General features: G+C 61.9%; 15 protein-coding genes. 5 read left to right on the forward strand and 10 right to left on the reverse strand.

The annotated features are described in order from the left end of the window. Position 1: 1 nt before the first annotated feature. Both CHEJ32_RS24740 and CHEJ32_RS0113210 read left to right on the forward strand, forming a co-directional pair. Positions 2-1,417 carry an MFS transporter gene (locus CHEJ32_RS24740; protein WP_084032802.1) on the forward strand — a complete coding sequence of 472 codons (1,416 nt, stop codon included), beginning with the start codon at positions 2-4 and terminating at the stop codon, positions 1,415-1,417. Between the two features lie 55 nt (positions 1,418-1,472). Beyond that, complete coding sequence (locus tag CHEJ32_RS0113210; RefSeq protein WP_156936695.1) at positions 1,473-2,690, forward strand: MFS transporter; 1,218 nt, start codon at positions 1,473-1,475, stop codon at positions 2,688-2,690. Between the two features lie 45 nt (positions 2,691-2,735). Here the strand turns inward: CHEJ32_RS0113210 and CHEJ32_RS24745 are convergent, their stop codons facing one another. Genes CHEJ32_RS24745 through CHEJ32_RS24750 form a run of 3 tightly spaced genes read right to left on the reverse strand, consistent with a single transcriptional unit; the run spans position 2,736 to position 6,413 of the window. Beyond that, entirely contained in the window at positions 2,736-4,397 is a 1,662-nt protein-coding gene (locus CHEJ32_RS24745; RefSeq protein WP_084032803.1) for a family 1 glycosylhydrolase, read from the reverse strand. Next, entirely contained in the window at positions 4,394-5,530 is a 1,137-nt protein-coding gene (gene glf, locus CHEJ32_RS0113220; protein WP_028034295.1) for a UDP-galactopyranose mutase, read from the reverse strand. Before glf ends, CHEJ32_RS24745 begins: the two co-directional genes overlap by 4 nt. 1 nt (position 5,531) lies before the next feature. Beyond that, a complete protein-coding gene (locus tag CHEJ32_RS24750; protein WP_245261102.1) occupies positions 5,532-6,413 on the reverse strand; it encodes a glycosyltransferase in 882 nt (293 codons plus the stop codon). Between the two features lie 579 nt (positions 6,414-6,992). On the opposite strand from CHEJ32_RS24750, the gene CHEJ32_RS0113230 reads away from it, so the two are divergent. Further along, positions 6,993-7,922: a hypothetical protein gene (locus tag CHEJ32_RS0113230; RefSeq protein WP_028034296.1), complete on the forward strand. Its 930-nt coding sequence runs from the start codon at positions 6,993-6,995 to the stop codon at positions 7,920-7,922. A 12-nt stretch (positions 7,923-7,934) separates the two neighbouring features. Here CHEJ32_RS0113230 and CHEJ32_RS24755 read toward each other — a convergent pair whose 3' ends face one another. After that, positions 7,935-8,906, reverse strand: coding sequence for an alpha/beta fold hydrolase (locus tag CHEJ32_RS24755; RefSeq protein WP_245261104.1), 972 nt, complete (start codon positions 8,904-8,906; stop codon positions 7,935-7,937). A gap of 296 nt (positions 8,907-9,202) precedes the next feature. On the opposite strand from CHEJ32_RS24755, the gene CHEJ32_RS0113240 reads away from it, so the two are divergent. Beyond that, on the forward strand, positions 9,203-10,981 hold the full coding sequence (locus CHEJ32_RS0113240; RefSeq protein WP_028034297.1) for an acyl-CoA dehydrogenase: 1,779 nt from the start codon (positions 9,203-9,205) through the stop codon (positions 10,979-10,981). A 76-nt stretch (positions 10,982-11,057) separates the two neighbouring features. Here CHEJ32_RS0113240 and CHEJ32_RS0113245 read toward each other — a convergent pair whose 3' ends face one another. From CHEJ32_RS0113245 to CHEJ32_RS0113260, 4 genes are read right to left on the reverse strand one after another with little or no spacing between them, the layout of a single operon-like run. Further along, a complete protein-coding gene (locus CHEJ32_RS0113245) occupies positions 11,058-11,618 on the reverse strand; it encodes a sarcosine oxidase subunit gamma (RefSeq protein ID WP_028034298.1) in 561 nt (186 codons plus the stop codon). A gap of 5 nt (positions 11,619-11,623) precedes the next feature. Beyond that, a complete protein-coding gene (locus CHEJ32_RS0113250) occupies positions 11,624-14,629 on the reverse strand; it encodes a sarcosine oxidase subunit alpha (protein WP_028034299.1) in 3,006 nt (1,001 codons plus the stop codon). Beyond that, positions 14,626-14,928 (reverse strand): sarcosine oxidase subunit delta, encoded by a 303-nt coding sequence (locus tag CHEJ32_RS0113255; RefSeq protein WP_028034300.1) that lies wholly within the window; start codon positions 14,926-14,928, stop codon positions 14,626-14,628. Before CHEJ32_RS0113255 ends, CHEJ32_RS0113250 begins: the two co-directional genes overlap by 4 nt. Before the next feature lie 12 nt (positions 14,929-14,940). Further along, a complete protein-coding gene (locus CHEJ32_RS0113260; RefSeq protein WP_028034301.1) occupies positions 14,941-16,194 on the reverse strand; it encodes a sarcosine oxidase subunit beta in 1,254 nt (417 codons plus the stop codon). Positions 16,195-16,303: 109 nt separating this feature from the next. On the opposite strand from CHEJ32_RS0113260, the gene CHEJ32_RS0113265 reads away from it, so the two are divergent. Continuing rightward, a complete protein-coding gene (locus CHEJ32_RS0113265) occupies positions 16,304-17,305 on the forward strand; it encodes a GlxA family transcriptional regulator (protein WP_028034302.1) in 1,002 nt (333 codons plus the stop codon). 26 nt (positions 17,306-17,331) lie between these two features. Here CHEJ32_RS0113265 and CHEJ32_RS26300 read toward each other — a convergent pair whose 3' ends face one another. Then, positions 17,332-17,949, reverse strand: coding sequence for a GNAT family N-acetyltransferase (locus CHEJ32_RS26300; RefSeq protein WP_084032805.1), 618 nt, complete (start codon positions 17,947-17,949; stop codon positions 17,332-17,334). Then, a complete protein-coding gene (gene ctaD / locus CHEJ32_RS0113275) occupies positions 17,889-19,538 on the reverse strand; it encodes a cytochrome c oxidase subunit I (RefSeq protein ID WP_028034303.1) in 1,650 nt (549 codons plus the stop codon). The genes CHEJ32_RS26300 and ctaD overlap by 61 nt, the downstream gene beginning before the upstream one ends. Between the last annotated feature and the right edge of the window lie 55 nt (positions 19,539-19,593).

Below are 19,593 nucleotides of genomic sequence, written 5' to 3' on the forward strand. Positions count from 1 at the left end.
GATGAGCCAAGCGCAAGAGCCCGATACGCCAACCCTCGCCGTCGAGCCCATCGGCGCCGCGCCCGCAATGGCGGAAGCCGAAACCTATCTTCCCGTCCCGAGACGCTATTGGGCGACGCTCTGCATCGCCACAAGCTTGATGGTCACCATCCTCGATGCCTCTATGGTGGTGGTCATGCTGCCGCTCATCGCGGAGAGCTATTCGGTCGAACCTTCTCAAGCGATCTGGGTGATGACGACTTATCAGCTGACAATGGCCTGCCTGCTGCTGCAGGCGGCGGCGGTAAGCGAGCGGCTCGGTCATTGGAAAATCTATTGCGGAGGTCTTGCCGTTTTTGCCGCGGCCTCCCTTTTCTGCGCCTTCTCCTCGTCGTTTGCCATGCTGATCGCCGGCCGTGTTCTCCAGGGCATAGGTGCTGCGGCCGTGCACAGCATTTCCATGGCGCTCACACGCTTGAGCTATCCTCGCGCCCTTTTCGGCCGGGCCGCCGGCGTGAACTCTTCCGCCGTCGGTCTTTCCATGGCCGCCGGTCCAAGCGTGGGCGCACTCATTCTTTTGTTCACGGATTGGCGCGGCGTGTTTCTGGTGAGCGCACCGGTGGCGGTTTTCTCTCTTGCGATAGGGCTTGCGGCACTGCCGAGATTCGCGCGCACTGAAATGCGCCTCGATTTCATCTCGGGCGGCATTCTTGCTCTTGCCATGAGCTCACTTCTGCTCACGCTCGGCCAGATGCGCGAAGGAGCGAGCCTGTCGCTCACGACCGCAGGCTTCGGGGTCTCCGTCGTGTTCTTCGCCGCGCTCGCACGTCGCCAGTCGGGCATGGCGAACCCGCTCCTCCCGGTCGACCTGCTGGCAATAAAGGCGGTAGCCCTTTCGCTCGGGGCAAATCTCAGCGTCTTCGCCGCGCAAGGCTTGACGCTGGTGTCGCTGCCCTTCCACCTGTCCACTATCACCGGTCTTTCGCCCGCCATGGTGGGCTTTCTGATCACTCCGTGGCCCGTCGGCGTCGCGCTCGCGGCGATCGCGGCCGGCCGCCTCGCCGACACCCATTCGCCCCGGCTCCTTTGCACAGGCGCCATCGTGGTTCTCCTAACCGGCCTCACACTGCTTTACTGGCTGCCCAGGGAAGCCTCAGCCGGGGACGTCGCCTGGCGCATGTTCGTCTGCGGCGCGGGCTTCGGCCTCTTCAGCACACCCAACAACCGCGCAATGATCCTCAACACGCCGATCTCGCGCACGAGCGCCGGCGGCGCCCTCCTGGCCACGTGCCGCCTGACGGGCCAAGCCCTTGGAGCAGCGCTCGCCTCGCTTGTCTTCAGCCATTGGCAAACGGCGGGCGGAGTTGCAGCGATCGGGGGCGCCATGGGGCTCGCCGCAATGGCCCTGGTGCTCTGCGCATTGCGGCAGACTGAGTAGAGCTTGCGGCGCACAAAGAGGACAAATACCGGCCTTGCGCCAGAAGGAGGAAGAGATGACAACGCTGGCGGCTGAGAAGCCGAAGCGCAAGCCGGGTTTCGGAATGGTGCTCACGCAGGCTTCGGCGGCTCATGCGGTAAGCCATTTCCACATCATGACAGTGCCCGTGCTGATCCCCTTCCTTCCGGATCGCTTTGGATTGAGCTTTGTCGAGATCGGCCTGTCCATCACGGTTTTCAGCCTGGTCTCCCTCGTGGTCCACATTCCGATCGGGTTCATGACGGACAGGTTCGGCGCAAGGCCCATGCTCATCGCCGGGCTTCTGCTCGGCAGCTTGAGCTTCGCCTCGCTTAGCTGGTTTCACACCTATGGATGGCTCCTCGCTGCGATGGCGGCTGCGGGTCTTGCCAATGGCGTCTACCATCCCGCGGGCTATTCGCTGATCGCCGGGCATGTGGACGGAAGCAAAGTCGGCCGCGCCTTCTCGATCTTCACCTTTGTGGGCTTCCTTGGCACGGCCGTCGCTCCCGGCATCCTCTACTGGATCGTGGTGGCGGCAGGCATCGAGTTTGCCTTTCTCGCCTCCGGCGTCCTCGGTGCCGCCGTCGCGCTCTTTCTTTCCTTCGGTCCGGGCGCAGTGACGGACTGCGCTGAACGCGCTCCGCGCGGACACGGCCCCTCCCCCTCGCTGAAGGCGGCGCGCAGTGTCTTCAACCCGGCTGTAGGCTTGATGACGGTGCTCTTCCTGCTTCTTTCGTTGAGCAATGTCGGCATCCACAATTTCTCGGTGACAGCCTTCACCATGGGCTACGATCTCGACATCGGCACAGGAAATTGGGCGCTGACGGGTTTTCTCTTTGCAAGCGCGTTCGGAGTTTTGGCTGGCGGCATCCTGGCGGACCGTACCGCCCGCCACGGCTATATCGCCAGCGGCGCGCTGTTCATCACCGCGCTCCTGACCGCTCTCTTGGCCGGCACGTCCTTTCCAGGTGCAGTCATCTGCGCCATCATGGTGGTCGCAGGCTTCCTCTTCGGCATCATCGCCCCCTCGCGCGACATGCTTGTGCGTGCAGCGGCGCCGATAAATGCCGAGGGCCGGGTGTTCGCCATCGTTTCGACCGGCTTCAATGCCGGCGGGGTGGTCGGGCCCATCCTCTTCGGGGCATTGCTGGACAACAACCAGCCGCATCTCGTCTTCGTGCTCGTGACGATACTGATCCTTTTCGCCGTCGCCTTGTCCTTCGGGCAGGAATTCCTCCGCCGCGTAAATTGATGGGTCATGCCTGCCGCCGTAGGGCATCAACAGCGAGCCGCCGATCTACGGTCTGGCGCCACCTGCCCGCGCCCCGGTTTCCAGAACATACTGGTTGTGATCACCCGCACTCGCCAGATGTAGATCGCCCGTAGCCTGATCGACAAGCAGGTCGAGGAAGGAATTGGCTGCCGGCCGCCATTCAACGTCAGCCGGTACGTTGAGCGTGAGCATGCCTCCAGTGGCGTATTCCGCATGCAGACGTACGGCTTTGCCTGAGGAGTGGGCCGGCTCGTCCACCCGAATGAGGGCCCAGGCGCCGGCATCTCCCCATTTATGTTCGAGCACCTCGTGGGATCCGATTGCCAAGACGCGGAGCCGGCGCAGCGCGCAGCATTCGCCGATGACTGAAGCCATCCGGCCGAACCCGGTGAGAAAAATGGAGCGTCGCCCCTCGGCAGGCGAGATGTCACGGCGCCACCAGCCCGGCGCGTCGAGCACCGGATGGTCGAAATCACCCTCACGGCTCAACCGTGAGATCGCGGTGGCGAGCACGGTGGGCCTTGGTGGAGAATATCGGATGTCGAAGGCACCCGGCTCATAATACCCTTCCTGCCGGACCAGCATCGAGTTCCAGTCGAGGGCGCCCAGCATCGACCAGCAGGTCACCGACCGAACGTCGGCGCCCAGCCTCCGGGCCGTTTCGGCAGCGCGCCACCCCTCAATGAGCCAGCGAAGCTGCTCGTCGCGCGTGCAGCCATTGTGCTGTTCGGTAATGGATATGGGCAACTCGTATCGGTCCCAAATCTCCATGATGCGGGGAAGAACGCCGAGCATTTGTTCCGGCACATGGGCTCGAACCGCGGCAACGTCGACATACACGTCCCTGCCGTTTCCGCCCGGAGGCTCCCCAGGGTAGAGCTCCAGTCTTTCGTCTAGGAACCGGTCGCTGGTGAGGTAATAGTCGAGGCCGATTATATCCGCTGGGCACGGCTCGTCCCGAAGACCAACGAGGTCGCTCGGCTCAATCCCATGATCGAGCAATCTTTGGAAAAACGGGTGACCCCGGTCAACGCGGCCAGCCAGCAGATCCATAGCAAGCCAGCGCCGTTCATTTTCGAACTCCGCCTGGTAGGATAGCTTCGGCGTGGCGAAGACGCGGCCCAGATCTTCGGTCTGCACCAGCTTGGCCGCCGGATTGAGAGCCCTGACGGCCCGCATGGCTGCGGCAACGGCTTTGCATTGCGCGACGACCAACTGCAGAAACGTGGCCTCGTCGGAACTGTGTGGATGCCACAGACCATAGAGCCCGCTGATGCGAGCTGTCGTGAGGGGCTCGTTGATCGGAGTGAACATCTCGATCCACGGATACCGTTCGGCGACGGCACGCGCGTGCAGCGCCAGATGGTGCGGAAAACCGGGATCTAGCAGGTCGGTCCAAAGAGGCCCCGATCCGTGATGCACGAGACCCGCGATGGGTCTGATGCCCGCATCCCGCAGAATGCGGAGGTCGGCATCGGATCGTTCCCAGTTGCGCTGTCCCTGGACGGCCTCGATCTCCTCCCAAAGCACCGGATAGCGCAGGGCTTTGATGCCCGTTGAAGCAATCAGCTGGAGATCATCCCGGCGTATGGTGTAGCCGGTTTCGCGGAGCTGGTTGCGAACCGTGTTTCCAACCCGGACGACGCTGCATTCGAGCCCGCCCCAAATCTCGAGCGGATATCTCACTCGGCAGCTTGCCGCGAAGCGACCCCTCCACTGGAGGCCGGAACCGACTTGTGGATCCTGGCGAAAGTGGCGAGTGCCTGGCCCACCACCTGATCCATATTATAGTAACGGTATGTCGCCAGGCGGCCGACGAACCACACATCCGGCTGCTGAGCCGCCAAGGCTTCATAGCGTTTATAGAGCGCTTCGTTCTCTCCTCTTGGGACCGGATAATAGGGATCGCCGACATCCGTCGGATATTCATAGGTCAGGCTGGTCTGTGGGTGGTTCTGGCCGGTCAGATGCTTGTATTCTGTAATGCGGGTGTAGGCTTCGGTCTGGGGATAATTCACCACCGCGACAGGCTGGAACTGTTCCTGATCCAGGGTGACGTGCTCGAACCGCAGCGAGCGATAAGGCAGCCGCCCCAATCTGAAGTCGAAGAACTCGTCGATCGGGCCGGTATAGATCAGTCTCCTGAACGGGATCTGTCGCTTGATCTCCCGGAAATCCGCCTGAAGCATCATCTTGATCCGGGGATGGGACAGCATGCGCTGGAACATGCGCGTGTATCCACCGGCAGGCATATGCTGGAAACTATCGCCGAAGTAGCGATCATCCCGATTGGTGCGCGTGGGCACGCGAGCCGTAACCGATTTGCTCAACTGGGACGGATCGACCCCCCATTGCTTTCGGGTGTAGCCGCGGAAGAATTTCTCGTAGAGCTCGCGGCCTACGGTGGAAACCACCACATCCTCCGCGGAGCGCACCTCCTCGACCTTTTCCCTGCGTGCGGCGAAAAATTCCTCCAACTGGTCGGAAGTCAGATCGAGCCCGTATAACCGGTTGATCGTGTCCAGATTGATGGGAATGGGCACGAGCATCCCATCCACACGAGCCAGCACCCGATGCTCGTAGAACCTCCAATCCGTAAACTGAGACAGGTAGTCTACGATGGATTGGGCATTGGTGTGGAAGATGTGCGGGCCATACTGATGGATCAGGATGCCGGCGTCGTCATAGCAATCATAGGCGTTCCCGCCGATATGGGGCCGACGATCGATGATCAGAACACTTTCACCCCTTTGCGACGCAATGCGCTCTGCGAGCACGCTGCCCGCAAATCCCGCTCCGACGACGAGCCAGTCGAACATCTCAGGCCCCCTTTTTCAGGGGGAGGGAGTTCTTCATCGCAAGGGCTGCGCTGATATGCCCTGCCATGGCTTCCCAGGTACTATCCCAGGACGTCTTCGCCAGAAAAGCGTCTGCCTTACCCAACCAAGCCTCACGTGGGGTGTTGAGCGCCGAACGAAGTTTGTCTGCGACATCGCTTGCGTCTGCAATGTCCACCAAGCCCTGAGCGCCATAGGTCCGAACCACATCCACGATCGCGGTCGAAACGACTGGGAGCCCTGCCGCAAGGAACTCCGGCGTTTTGGTCGGGCTGATATAGCGGGTGGATTCATTAAGTGCGAAGGGCATCCAGCCCGCGTCCCAATGCGCGAGATAGGCGGGCAGATCGGCATATTGTTTGCCGCCCAGCCAATGAAGATTAGGCGCTTCCGGAAGTGTCGCTGGATCGATCTTGACAACGGGCCCGAGCATCACAAAGTGAATGTCGGGCATGGACGCCGCAGCATGCCGGACGAGTTCCACGTCGAGGCGCTCGTCTATGACGCCGAAGAAGCCCACCCTTGGATGCGGGATGTCGGCCTGATCGGCTGGATCGGCAATCGGTCCGCGAGCCTTTCCGAAGTGGCGCACGTCGATGCTGCTCGGGAACGGATGGACTGACGGATGGTGCGCGCGCTTTGCCTCATAGAGGCTCATGCCGCCCGTGAAGACGAGATCGGCACGGGCGAAGAGTTCCCGTTCCAGCCTGACGAGTTCGGCTGGAGCGTTTTTGAACGCCGATAATTCGTCCATGCAGTCGTAGACGCACAGATCGCCAGCAATGTGCGACGCGAATTGCAACGCCATAGGGGTGTAGAACCAGGCGATGAGGGGTGCGGCGGAGGTTGCGACAATTTCGTCCACGAACCGCTTCTGAACGGCGGACTTGGCTTGCTCGTCAAAGCCTCGCGGGAAGACTGGGGTTCGGATTTCAACTCCGCCCGACGCCCGTTCCGATTTCAGAACGGGACGGGAAACCTGCTCTTCCAAAGGTTCTTCAAAGAACAAAACCCGACTGCCAAGAGCAGCCCTTGTCAAAATATGCTGAGGTCTCTGAAATACGAAATTCCAACGCAGATGAGAAAAGCAGATTATGGTGTTCTTGTTGTTAAGTGGCTTCTGTCTTTCGACTCTTGCAAACGCTTTCATGGAGAATTCCTACCGTTAGATCCGTCCGAACAGTTGAAATCTCTCTGACAGAAGCCGGACGCTTTCGCCAAACCCGCCAAACTGATGGTTGTTCCACTCTGTTGGATATCGCCTGAAAAGACGGGCACCGGCCTGCGACAGCTGTTGCCGACCGGAAACACGGGTAACGGAATTCCATGTGGATGCGCGCCTGCCTACATTTAGGGGTTGAGTGGGCAGTGCAACTCTGAAATGACAAAGACAACGCGGCCGCAGAGCCGCACGGGGACGGCTAAGCCGTCGGGGTTAAAGGTCATGAAAGTCCAATTCGAAACGAACATATTTCCGCTCTTCGATCCGAAGGCTGTCGACGATCTGAAGGACCCCTGTCCTGTCTTTGACGGCAAGCTTTGGCACATGTACGGCTCAAGCGGGACGGTCAGGAGTGAAACGTGGAGCATTCTCCACGCGACCTCTCCAGATCTCTACGGCCCTTGGACAGAGCACCAGCCGATCGTGCTGCCTGTCCAAGGATCAGGCGTCGCCGCTCCGGGCGTCATCTTCGAAGATGGCGTGTTCCACATGTTCATCCAGACGGAATTCATGAAATCCGGCGGGCGGTGCGAGCACGCCGTGTCGAACGATGGTTTCCATTGGGTCGTGCTTCAGCCCGCCTTTTCGGCCCTGCCGGGAACGGATGAGGATGGCATCTACGATCCGCATCCGGCTCTCATCGCCGGCAAGCGCTACATCGTCTATTCGGCGATGCCTCCGTTTTCGAAGGTTCCGCAGCCAGACGTCTATCTCGCGCGCAGCAAGTCGGACAGCTGGTTCGGGCCTTGGGAACGCATGGGCAAGATCCTGGATCACAACGATCTTCCGCATCACAACCCGCGAGATCATCCCGATTACGAGTGGGGCATTGAGGGCGCACAGCTCGTCGAGCTGCCCGATGGGCGGGTGCTGCTAAACGCAACCTGCTTTCTGCCGGACGGCCCCCGCGGCACACGCCAGCGCGTCTTCTTCGCAGTAGCGGATCATGTCGAGGGTCCGTACCGGTCGGTAGGGCCGGTGCTGGATCCCGGCGAACCCGGTGAAAACGGGCACTCCACAGTCCTCATACATGACGGGGAACTGACGCTGTTCTATCAAAGCCGTCGCGTTCTCACGAACCATCGCTGGCGGTACGGAATCGCCAAATGCCGGCTGCAGGAACCCGAGGTGACCCTCGCGAAGGTTGCGTGATCAGCCAAGTCCCTAGCCTGTCAGCGGACCTGCACCCGCCCCGGGTTCGTCCGCTGACTGTGGAGGTAGGCGACCAAGGCGATTTACCTCGTCCACGGCGTCGGCCACTGCCTTCGGGTTCGAGTGATGGACCATGTGGCCGACGCCGTCCAACACTCGGAACGTGGAGCGCCGCAGCTCCGCGTGCAGCCTGCCGGAATGCTTTTTCGGATCGACAATGCGGTCTCCGCGCCCGGCGAGGATCGCAACCGGCAGGCGCAGTTCGCGATAGCGACGGCTGAGCCGCCTTGTCGCTGAGCCTGCTAGACCGAGTTCAATCGCACTTGTCCGGATCTGTGATGGCCGAAGCACCATCCATGGCGGAAAACGCCGGAAATGTTTCGGGACGGGAGCCGGGCCGAAAAGCAGTCTCATGATCAGCGGCCAGACAGCCCGGGCCGTGAGCGGCAGAAAGGTTTGTCTTGCCAGACCGCCGATCACAGGTCTCGCAGCTTGCGATAGCACAGCCATGCCGATCCGCGGCTGGGGATAAAGGAAACCGCTTTCCAGGATCAGCCCACGCACGGCCTGCGGAGACTCAAGCGCCAACGCGATTGCAACCAGCGCTCCCCAGGAATGGCCGAGCACGATTGCTTCCTGCACGCCCATGCGACGAAGGGCCGAATGGATCAGGCGCGCTTGCGCCTCAGGGCGGCAGCAATCGCCAGGGAGTGGATCACTGTAGCCATAGCCCGGGCGATCGAACACGATCACGCGATATCGCGAGGCCACAATAGGCACAACGCCGCTGAGCAGAAAGTCGATGCTCAGAGAAGAATTGCCGTGCAAAACGACGAGCGGCGCCCCGTGCCCAAGCTCGATATAATGGAGCCTGCCCCCGCACACCTCGACGAACCTGCCGATGGGCGGGTTTTCTCGCTCGGCTTTACGGCTGCGGACATTTACGACGGCAGCTGCGGCAGCCGCTACCGCCAAACCCGCCAACCAACGATGTCGCCTCATCACTGGTTGCGGCATCGCTTGGCGTGCCGAGGTTTCACGACCGATATACAAGCTTCAAAGCCGTAGATCGACGGCGCACGATCGGCTGCATCTTCGGCAATATTTGAGCAAGGCATGGGGTTGTTGTTTCATGCAGGTTGAGGAGGCGCGCGCTTCCAACCTCCTGCAGGACGATCCGTTCCCACCAATCCTAGGGATCGCACTGACTTTAAAAGCATATGAACCCACTTTGAAGCTTGCTAAGTTCAGCGCTAAACCGGAGCGAGGGAGTGGAACCAATGTATCGCGCACCCGTAGAGGAGATCGCCTTCGCGCTGAAGCACGTCGCAGGACTGGGTCCAGCCTTGGACGCCGGCCAGTTTGGCGACCTTTCCGAGGACCTTGTCGACGCCATTCTCGCCGAGGCCGGCCGTTTCGCCACGGAAGAGGTCGCACCGCTGCGCCGGGTCGGCGACGAGGAAGGCGCGATGCTCCGGGATGCAGCCGTAACCATGCCGCCCGGCTGGAAGCCCCTCTACCGGCGCTGGATCGAGGGCGGCTGGAACGCACTCTCCGGGCCGGAGGACTTCGGCGGGCAAGCCCTTCCCACCATGCTCAGCGTGGCCACGCTCGAAATGTGGAACTCCGCCTCGATGGCCTTCGGCATCGGCCCCACTCTGACCATGGGCGCTGTCGAAGCGCTGGACAAACATGCCTCCGACGATCTCAAACGGACATATCTCGGAAAGCTCGTGTCCGGCGAATGGATGGGCACGATGAATTTGACGGAGCCTCAGGCTGGCTCCGACCTCAGCGCGCTGAAGACGCGGGCCGAACCTGCCGGCGAGGGTACCTATCGCATTTTCGGCCAGAAGATCTTCATCACCTACGGCGAACATAATCTCACTGACAATATCGTGCACCTCGTCCTGGCGAGGCTGCCGGACGCGCCGGCGGGAACCAAGGGCATCTCGCTTTTCCTGGTGCCCAAATTCCTCGTCAACGAGGACGGCTCGCTCGGACCCCGCAATGATGTTTTCTGCGCGAGCATAGAGCACAAGCTCGGTATCCACGCCTCACCGACATGCACAATGATCTATGGCGACGGCTTTGCGGAGGGGATGGAGCCGGGGGCGATCGGTTGGCTGGTCGGCGAGGAAAACCGCGGGCTCGCCTGCATGTTCACCATGATGAACAACGCCCGGCTGGCGGTCGGAATCCAAGGGGTCTCGGTGGCGGAAGCCGCCTTCCAAAAGGCGTTGGCCTATGCGAAGGAGCGCAGACAGGGCAAAGCGTCGGGCTACTCAGGCGAAGGAATGGCGCCGATAGTCCATCATCCCGATGTGCAGCGGGACCTCGCGACGATGAAAGCGCTAACCCGGGCTGCCAGGGCCATCGCCTATTCCTGTGCGCATGCGATCGACCGGGCGCGCAACGCGGAAGGTGGCGAGGCCCGCTACTGGCAGGAGCGCGCCAATCTGCTGACGCCGGTGGCCAAGGCCTTTTGCACCGATATCGGGGTGCAGGTGGCTTCGATCGGCGTACAGGTGCATGGCGGCATGGGCTATATCGAGGAAACGGGCGCGGCGGCGCTGCTTCGCGATGCCCGCATTGCGCCGATCTATGAGGGTACGAACGGGATTCAGGCGATCGATCTCGTCACACGCAAGCTGCCGCTCTCGGGCGGAGAGCATGTCCGCGGCTATCTGGAGGAGCTCCGCGAGACGCGGCGCGATCTGGGCCTCCTGAACGAAGCCGGTTTCGGCGCGGCGGCGCGGAGACTTGGTGAGGCCATCAACGACCTCTCCGAGGCCACGGCCCATCTTCTCGCGCTCCTGGACAAGGAACAAAACGAGGCGGCTCTTGCCGGCGCCACACCCTATCTGCGTCTGTTCGGGCTTGTGGCGGGCGGAGTTCACCTGGCTCGTGCGGCCCGCGCCGATATGTCTGCCGAACGCATCGGCCTCTGCCGTTTCTATGCGGAAAACCTGCTTACGGAGACGGCAGGCCTGAAGCTCCAGGTCACCGCCGGCGCCGACAGCCTCGCCGGCGCGGCCGCATCGCTCGTCACGAGCTGATGCAGACCGGGATCGGTGTGCTACCAGAGGAGAATTGTAGCGCCTCAGCCTCCTGACGCTCTTCCAGCGGCACCCGCTATATACCGAGTTCGATCTCGCGGCCGGCAGCCTGCAGAATGCCCCAGACATGATCGGCGAAAGAGCGCCAGACCTCGATATGGAAGCGGTGCTGCGTCTCGCGCAGCAATATGATCTGAGCCCTGTCGAAAATCGTTCGGCAACCGCTGCCGACCGGCATCGCACCGACATCGAATGGAACCGCCGATTGTAGCGCCAGAACCGAATCCGAACCTTCGATCTCGATGCCCACCTCACGGTGTCCGACATCGACAAGGCTGTGAATGACCTCCGCATACAGCTCGGCGAAGGCCCCTTCCACTGCCGCCTGCTCGGTCAAGGGAGCGGTTAGATACCATTCGTCCGGGCCGAGGCACACGGCGCGCTTTTCCGCCGACCGGGAGAGGCCCCCGATCTTCGCTGGCAGTTGCAAGCCAAACACCTCCGATGCCTTCGCCAGCTCCGCCGGATCGATCCGAAGACTGAAGCGCGCTGTGTCGGCAGCCGGGCGGATGACGAGCGGCACGGCCGTGTTGACGGCTATCTCGCGGCCGACCAGCGGATGATGTTGGTGCAGCATGATCGTCATCCTAAGGCACTTAGACACTTGTTTTCGGGATCATAGAACACGGTGCCGACAATGTTTGCGGCATGCATCCGGCCGGGCATGGGAATGTGAACCGTCTCCCCCTGGCGCGCTCGGCCACCTTCGATCACGGCCAGCGCAATGGAACGGCCAAGCGTGGCGCTCCAGTAAGAGGAGGTGACATGGCCGACCATCCTCATCGGCACCGACTGGTTCGGATCGAGCACGATCTGCGCCCCCTCCTCCAGTACGGTGTTCGGATCCGCCGTCAGGAGACCGACGAGCTGCTTGCGATTGCCCTTCAGCATGTCCGGCCGCGAGAGCGAACGCTTGCCGACGAAATCCGGCTTGTTCTTGCCGATGGCCCAGCCGAGACCGGCATCGTCGGGCGTGAGCGTGCCGTCCGTGTCCTGGCCGACGATGATATAGCCCTTCTCGGCCCGCAGCACGTGCATTGTCTCGGTGCCGTAGGGGGTGATGCCGTATTGCTGTCCTGCCTCGTAGATCTTTTCCCAGACGGCGCGGCCGTAACGCGCCGGCACATTGACCTCATAGCCGCGCTCGCCGGTGAAGCTCATGCGGAAAAGTCGCGTGGGCACCCCGCAGATGCGACCCTCGGCCACCGACATATGGGGGAAGGCCTCTTCGGAGAGATCGATGCCTTCGATGAGTGGCTCCAGCAGCTTGCGGGCATTCGGCCCGTTGAGCGCGATCACCGCCCATTGTTCGGTGGTGGAGGTGAGCCACACCTTCAAGTCGGGCCATTCGGTCTGCAGATAGTCCTCCATCATGGCGAGCACGCGTGCAGCGCCGCCGGTGGTGGTGGTGACGTGGAAGCGGTCGCTCGTCAGGCGGCCAATAACGCCATCATCGCGGATAAAGCCGTCCTCGCCGAGCAGCACGCCATAGCGGCAGCGCCCAGGCGCAAGCTTGCTCCAGGGATTGGTATACATGCGGTTGAGAAACTCTGCCGCATCCGGACCGACGATCTCGATCTTGCCCAAGGTCGAGGCGTCGAACATGCCGAGCGACTCACGGACAGCATTGCATTCCCGCGCCACGGCGGCACGCATGTCTTCCCCGTTCCGCGGAAAATACCAGGCGCGCCGCCACAGTGACACCGGCTCGAACACCGCCCCATTCTCTTCCGCCCACGCATCGATGGGCGTCTTGCGCGTCACATCGAACAGTGCACCGCGATTATAGCCGGTGAAAGCGCCAAAGCTGGTCGGCGTGTACGGCGGACGGAACGTGGTGAGTCCCACCGAAGGTGCCGCCTTGCCGACGGCGTCCGATGCGATGGCAAGCCCGTTTATGTTGGAAGTCTTGCCCTGATCGGTCGCCATGCCGGTTGTGGTATAGCGTTTGATATGCTCGATGGATTTGAAGCCCTCGCGCACCGCGAGCCTGATGTCCTTTGCCGTAACGTCGTTCTGGAAGTCGACGAATGCCTTGGCCCTGGACGTGTTACGGTCGGTCGGGAGCTCGCGATGGCTAACACCGGCAAGGGCGATCTCGCCCTCGACGGCATAGCTCCGCGCCTCGGTCTTGAAGCCGGCATCGGCGGCAGCCGCCGCACCGGCTTTGGCTCCTTCTTCAAGGGCTGCCGCAAGGCCGAAATTGCCATTCCCCGCACCGGCACAGCGACACGCTTCAGTCTGTTCGCCAGGCAGGAACATCTGCCGCTCCTCGTTCCAGTCGAGCTTGCCCTTTGTGTGCGAGAACAGATGCAGGCTCGGCGTCCAGCCGCCGCTCATCAACAGCGCATCGCAGGCGATGACGCGGGCCCGCCCCACGACCCCGCTGCGGCTCACCGGGTTGGTGCGCACAGAGGAGACACGCAACCTTCCGCTCGTGCCGGTCACGGTCCAACCGGCCAATACCTCGATGCCTAAGGCGGCGGCCCGCTCCTTCAGATGACGGCCAATCTCGGGCCTGGTATCGACGATCGCCCCAACTTTCGCCCCGGCTTGAGCAAGGTCGAACGCCGCCAGCCACGCGCTGTCGTGCGAAGTGACCACGACCGGTCGGTGACCGACCTTGACGCCATAGCGGTTGAGATAGCTGCGCGCAGCACCTGCCAGCATCACCCCCGGCCGATCATTTCCAGCGAAGACGAGCGGCTTCTCTATCGCGCCTTGGGCAAGCACAACTTGCCTGGCGCGCACCTTCCACATCCGCTCCCGCGGCGCGCCTTCCGGCGGGTTGGCGAGATGATCGGTCAGCCGCTGGCAAAGGCCGAGCAAGTTTTGATGGTAATAGCCGATCGCGGTTGTGCGCAGCAGCACCGTCACGTTGCCCAATGCTGCCAGTTCGTTCGTCGCCGCCTCCAGCCATTCCCAACCGGGGCGGCCATCGATCGAAGCGTCCGTTTCCGACAGCAGCGAGCCACCGAGTTCCGCCTGCTCGTCGCAGAGAATGACTTTCGCGCCGCTGCGGCCTGCTTCCAGAGCTGCCGCAAGACCGGCCGGGCCAGCCCCCACCACGAGCACGTCGAAATGGGCGAACCTGCTCGCATAAGTGTCGGGATCGGGCGCGCTCGGCGAAACACCCAGGCCCGCAGCGCTCCGGATAAAGGGTTCGTAGACCTTGTTCCAGAAGGACTTCGGCCACATGAAGGTCTTGTAGTAGAAGCCGGCCGAAAACAGCATATAGAGCGCGTCGTTGACCGCCCCTATATCCCACTTCAGGGACGGCCAGTGGTTCTGGCTGCTGGCCGCCAGTCCGTCGAATATCTCCAGCACGGTGGCTCTTGTGTTGGGCTCGAAACGGCCCGCCCCGCGATGGGTGCCGACGAGCGCGTTCGGCTCTTCCGAGCCTGCCGAGAGGATGCCGCGGGGGCGATGATACTTGAACGAACGGCCGACCAGATGAACGCCATTGGCAAGCAGCGCCGATGCCAGCGTGTCGCCCTGAAAGCCGCTATAGCTCGCGCCGTTGAAGGTGAAGCTCACCGGTTTCGAACGGTCGATACGTCCTCTGCCCGAAATGCGATAGCTGGTCATGACCGTGCATTCTCCAGCTCGCTCAGGCTCGGGCGCGGGAGCCCGGCCTTATAGGTCATCACGAACTTGTCGGTGACGGTGTCTCGCACGGCGTTGAAAAAGCGGGCGCAGCCATGCTGGTGGCGCCAGCGCTCAAAATGGATGCCGCGCGGATTCGAGCGAATGAAGAGGTAGTCACGCCATTGCTCGTCCGTCAGCTTCGATGGCTCGGCCGGGCGCGCGATATGGGCTTCGCCCGCATAGGTGAATTCCAGTTCGGGACGTTCGGCCTCGCAATAGGGGCAGCGGATCAGCAGCATTTGTCCCTCCTCTCAATGCGCGACGGCTGCGGCCGCAGCCTCATCGATGAGCCGGCCCGTGGTGAAGCGCTCCAGCGTGAACGGCGCGTTGACCGGGTGCGGCTCGTCGCGCGCGATCGTGTGGGCGAAGGTATGGGCCGAGCCGGGCGTGGCCTTGAAGCCGCCCGTGCCCCAGCCGCAATTCACGTAGAGGCCGGGCACCGGCGTCTTGCCGATGATCGGTGACCGATCCGGCGTGACATCGACGATGCCGCCCCATTTGCGCAGCATGCGCATCCGCGTGAAGATGGGGAACACCTCGCAGATCGCCGCCACCGTGTGCTCGATCAGCGGTAGCCCGCCGCGCTGGCTGTAAGAGACATATTGGTCCGTGCCCGAGCCTATGACGAGCTCGCCCTTGTCGGACTGCGAGATATAGGCGTGCACCGTGTTCGACATGACGACGCAGGGGAAGACCGGCTTGACGGGTTCGGAGACCAGCGCCTGAAGCGGGAAGCTTTCCAGCGGCAGGCGCACGCCCGCTGTATCCATGACGACGGAGGTGTTCCCCGCTGCCACGACGCCGACCTTCCTGGCCCGAATGAAGCCCTTCGCCGTCTCGACGCCCATGACCCTGCCGGAAGCGTCGCGGCGGATCGCGGTCACCGGGCAGTTCTGGACAATGTCGACGCCGCGGGCAGCGGCGCCGCGCGCGTAACCCCAGGCGACTGCGTCGTGGCGAGCGACCCCGCCGCGCCGCTGCAGCGCCGCTCCCATCACGGGATAGCGGGCATTGGGCGCGATGTTGAGCGGAGGGCAGAATTCCTTGGCCTGTTCGGGCGTCAGCCACTCATTGTCGATGCCGTTCAGCCGGTTGGCATGAATATGGCGCTTGAAGCTCTGGACGTCGTGCACATTGTGGGCCAGCATCATGACCCCGCGCTGCGAGAACATGACATTGTAGTTGAGTTCCTGGCTGAGACCCTCCCATAGCTTCATGGAGTGCTCGTAGATGCCAGCCGATTCGTCGTAGAGATAGTTGGAGCGGATGATGGTTGTGTTGCGACCTGTGTTCCCGCCGCCGAGCCACCCCTTCTCGATGACCGCCACATTGGTGATGCCATGCTCCCGGGCGAGATAATAGGCTGTACCCAGCCCATGTCCGCCGGCGCCGACAATAACGACATCATATTCGGCCTTCGGCTCGGCATCGGGCCATTGCGGCTGCCAGGCCCTGTTGCCGGTAACGGCGTTGCTAACGAGCGACAAAAAAGAGAATCGGGTCATGGCACAGGCCCTGGTCAGGATAATTCGACTATTGCGCAATGAGCGGTCATTGTACAGAATGGACGCGTCAGCGTAATGTTACATTTGCGACATCAATGCAGGAGACCCTATGGAGCACGGTAGCCAGATTGGCCTGTGGCGGCACGAGGAAACGCAGCCGCGGCTATCCGTCGGCTTCATCCTTGCACGCCGCTTCACGCTGTGCGCCTTCGCGAATTTTGTCGACGTGCTGCGGTTGGCCGCCGACGAGGGTGACCGCAGCAGGCGGATCCTCTGCGATTGGACGGTGCTTTCCGATACGATGAACCCTGTCGCATCAAGCTGCGACGTGCTGGTGCAGCCGAATGAGCGCCTGGGGGACCCGAGGAAGTTCGACTATATCGTTGTTGTCGGCGGCCTGATCGACGAGATCCCCAATCTCAGCCCCGAATATACGCGCTATCTACAGCGGGCGGCGGCAGCAGGCGTTCCACTGGTGGGGGTGTGCACCGGAGCGTTCATCCTGCACCGCGCCGGCCTGATGGATGGCTATCGCTGTTGCGTGAGCTGGTTTCACCATGCCGATTTCCTGGAACAGTTCGACGGCCTCAAGCCCGTGTCGGATCAGATCTTCATCGTCGATCGTGATCGTCTGACGTGCTCCGGCGGCGCGAGTTCAGCCCACCTTGCGGCCTATCTGGTCGAGAAGCATGTCGGCCGCGCTCAATCCCGAAAAAGCCTGCACATCATGATCATCGATGATGCGCTGCGGGCGGAGAAACCGCAGCCCGGCATTCCGCTCGACCTCAAGACCGACGATGCGGTGGTGAAAAGAGCGCTGCTCCTTATGCAGCAAAACATGGATGGGCCGTTGTCGATCTCGGAGGTCGCCCGCAGATTGGGCGCAACCCGGCGTGGACTGGAGCGCCGCTTCCAGAATGCCATCGGCATGGCGCCAACACTGGCCTACAGGATCATGCGGCTCGAATATGCAGAGTTCCTGCTGCGCCATACGGAACAGTCCGTGACCGAGATCGCCAATGCGACCGGCTTCTGCGATTCTTCGCATTTCATCCGCGCGTTCCGCGAGCGCAACCGGGTCACACCGGCTGCCTATCGCGCGGCAGCCTGAGGACGGCATCGGCCGGCTACCGACGATCAGCGGATATTCCATCCATAATGGATGATCGGCTCCCCACTGCGGGGATGCACATCTTCCTTGAGGGACATCAAACCCGCCTTCTCGTAAAAGCGGCGAGCCCTTGCGTTTGTCGCCCGCGTGAACAGTGTAAAACCATCTGGCATCGCCGTTATCGCGTGCGCCAGGAGCGCGCGACCCACGCCAGCCCCCAGTGATCGAGGCTCTACGAACAATTGGTCGAGCACCGCTTCACGTGGCTTGATCGCCACAAACCCAAGGATATCGTCCGCGCAAGCCGCGACCGTGACATGCCAACCCGCAGCAAATTCCAGGTCGATCCGTTTTCGCAGCTCATCGAGGGTCGGCATGATGACCGGGCCGACCCCCGGCAAAGAGGCGCTGGTATGCCATACCCTCGCGATCGCATCATGGTCGGATGCTATGGATGACCGGATTTCGTAAGGCTGCAGAGTTGAATTCATGATCCGTTCGTTAGCGAGGCGGCAGGAAAATGCAACCCAATAGCCCTGCTCGCTCATCGGCAGGCCGGCGCGATTGCGCGAGGCGATGTTGTCTACCGGATATGCGGGAGCTCCTCCCACTGGTGGAATGGCGGCGGCGATGGCAATTGCCATTCAAGCGTGGTCGCACCCTCGCCCCATGGATTGGCGCCGGCAATTCGCTTGCGGGCAAACGCTTCGGCGATGCCGAAGAGAAAGATCAGCACTCCGATGGCCGCGAGATAGGCTCCATAGGAGGAGACCATGTTCCACCCGGCATAGGCATCGGGGTAATCGATATAGCGGCGCGGCATGCCCGCAAGGCCAAGGAAATGGTGCGGAAAGAATGCCAGGTTCACTCCGATGAACATGGACCAGAAATGGAGCCGGGCTATCAAAGGCGAATAGAGATACCCCGACATCTTCGGAAACCAGTAGTACCACGCAGCAAAGATGGCGAAGACCGCGGCAAGCGAAAGCACGTAGTGAAAATGTGCGATGACGTAATAGGTGTCATGCACGGCCCGGTCCAACCCGGCATTCGCCAGTTGCACGCCGGTAACCCCTCCGATGGTGAACAGGAATACGAAAGCAACCGCCCATAGCATCGGCACGCGGAAGCTGATCGTCCCGCCCCACATCGTGGCCACCCAGGAGAAGACCTTCACGCCGGTGGGAATGGCGATGACCATGGTCGCAAACGTGAAGTAACGCTGGGTGTCGACCGTCAAGCCGGTCGTGAACATATGATGCGCCCATACCACAAAGCCGATCACCCCGATGGCAACCATGGCATAGGCCATGCCCAGATAGCCGAATATGGGCTTGCGTGAGAAGGTGGATATCACATGGCTGACGATCCCGAATCCGGGGAGGATCATGATGTAGACTTCCGGGTGGCCGAAGAACCAGAACAGATGCTGGAAGAGGATCGGATCGCCACCGCCCGCCGGCACGAAAAAGGTGGTGCCGAAATTGCGGTCCGTCAACAGCATGGTGATGCCGCCCGCCAGAACCGGCAGCGAGAGCAGCAGCAGGAAGGCGGTGATCAGGACCGACCAGGCGAAGAGCGGCATCTTATGCATCGTCATGCCCGGTGCGCGCATGTTGAAAATGGTGGTGATGAAATTGATGGCGCCCAGGATGGACGAGGCGCCGGCAATATGCAGCCCGAGGATGCCCATATCCACAGCCGGCCCGGGATGGCCGACACTCGATAACGGCGGATACATGGTCCAGCCGGTACCCGCGCCATATCCGCCCGGCGCTCCCGGAACGAAGAAGGAAAGCAGCAGCAACAGGAAGGCCGGCGGAAGCAGCCAGAAGGAGATGTTGTTCATACGCGGAAACGCCATATCCGGCGCGCCGATCATGATGGGGATCATCCAATTGCCGAAGCCGCCGATCAGCGCGGGCATCGTCATGAAGAAGATCATGATCAGACCGTGGGCGGTGGTAAAGGAGTTATACATTTCCTTCCCGCCATCGATGGCCGCATCGCCCTGATATCCATAGACCATCGCGGCAAGGCCGTGGAATATCTGGATTCCGGGCTCGGCAAGCTCCCACCGCATCATCACCGAGAGAAAGCCCCCTATGATGCCTGCGATGATCGCAAAGATGAGATAGAGGGTTCCGATATCCTTGTGGTTCGTAGAATATACCCAGCGAACCCAGCCGTGGGGCCGGTGCTCGTGACCTGCATGGACTGCGTCGGTAGCCATTGTTCCTCCCCGGCCCAAAAGGGCACTGAAGAACTGCTGATTGGGCGTGGCCCGG

It is taken from the genome of Chelativorans sp. J32, from assembly GCF_000518985.1.
Classification (GTDB): Bacteria; Pseudomonadota; Alphaproteobacteria; order Rhizobiales; family Rhizobiaceae; genus Chelativorans.

Excerpts from the sequence above, each read along its gene's own strand:
- CHEJ32_RS24740 (WP_084032802.1), top strand. The coding sequence starts at position 2 with ATGAGCCAAGCGCAAGAGCCCGATACGCCAACCCTCGCCGTCGAGCCC.
- CHEJ32_RS0113210 (WP_156936695.1), top strand. The coding sequence starts at position 1,473 with ATGACAACGCTGGCGGCTGAGAAGCCGAAGCGCAAGCCGGGTTTCGGA.
- glf (WP_028034295.1), bottom strand. The coding sequence starts at position 5,530 with ATGTTCGACTGGCTCGTCGTCGGAGCGGGATTTGCGGGCAGCGTGCTC.
- CHEJ32_RS0113230 (WP_028034296.1), top strand. The coding sequence starts at position 6,993 with ATGAAAGTCCAATTCGAAACGAACATATTTCCGCTCTTCGATCCGAAG.
- CHEJ32_RS0113240 (WP_028034297.1), top strand. The coding sequence starts at position 9,203 with ATGTATCGCGCACCCGTAGAGGAGATCGCCTTCGCGCTGAAGCACGTC.
- CHEJ32_RS0113245 (WP_028034298.1), bottom strand. The coding sequence starts at position 11,618 with ATGCTGCACCAACATCATCCGCTGGTCGGCCGCGAGATAGCCGTCAAC.
- CHEJ32_RS0113250 (WP_028034299.1), bottom strand. The coding sequence starts at position 14,629 with ATGACCAGCTATCGCATTTCGGGCAGAGGACGTATCGACCGTTCGAAA.
- CHEJ32_RS0113255 (WP_028034300.1), bottom strand. The coding sequence starts at position 14,928 with ATGCTGCTGATCCGCTGCCCCTATTGCGAGGCCGAACGTCCCGAACTG.
- CHEJ32_RS0113260 (WP_028034301.1), bottom strand. The coding sequence starts at position 16,194 with ATGACCCGATTCTCTTTTTTGTCGCTCGTTAGCAACGCCGTTACCGGC.
- CHEJ32_RS0113265 (WP_028034302.1), top strand. The coding sequence starts at position 16,304 with ATGGAGCACGGTAGCCAGATTGGCCTGTGGCGGCACGAGGAAACGCAG.
- CHEJ32_RS26300 (WP_084032805.1), bottom strand. The coding sequence starts at position 17,949 with ATGGCAATTGCCATCGCCGCCGCCATTCCACCAGTGGGAGGAGCTCCC.
- ctaD (WP_028034303.1), bottom strand. The coding sequence starts at position 19,538 with ATGGCTACCGACGCAGTCCATGCAGGTCACGAGCACCGGCCCCACGGC.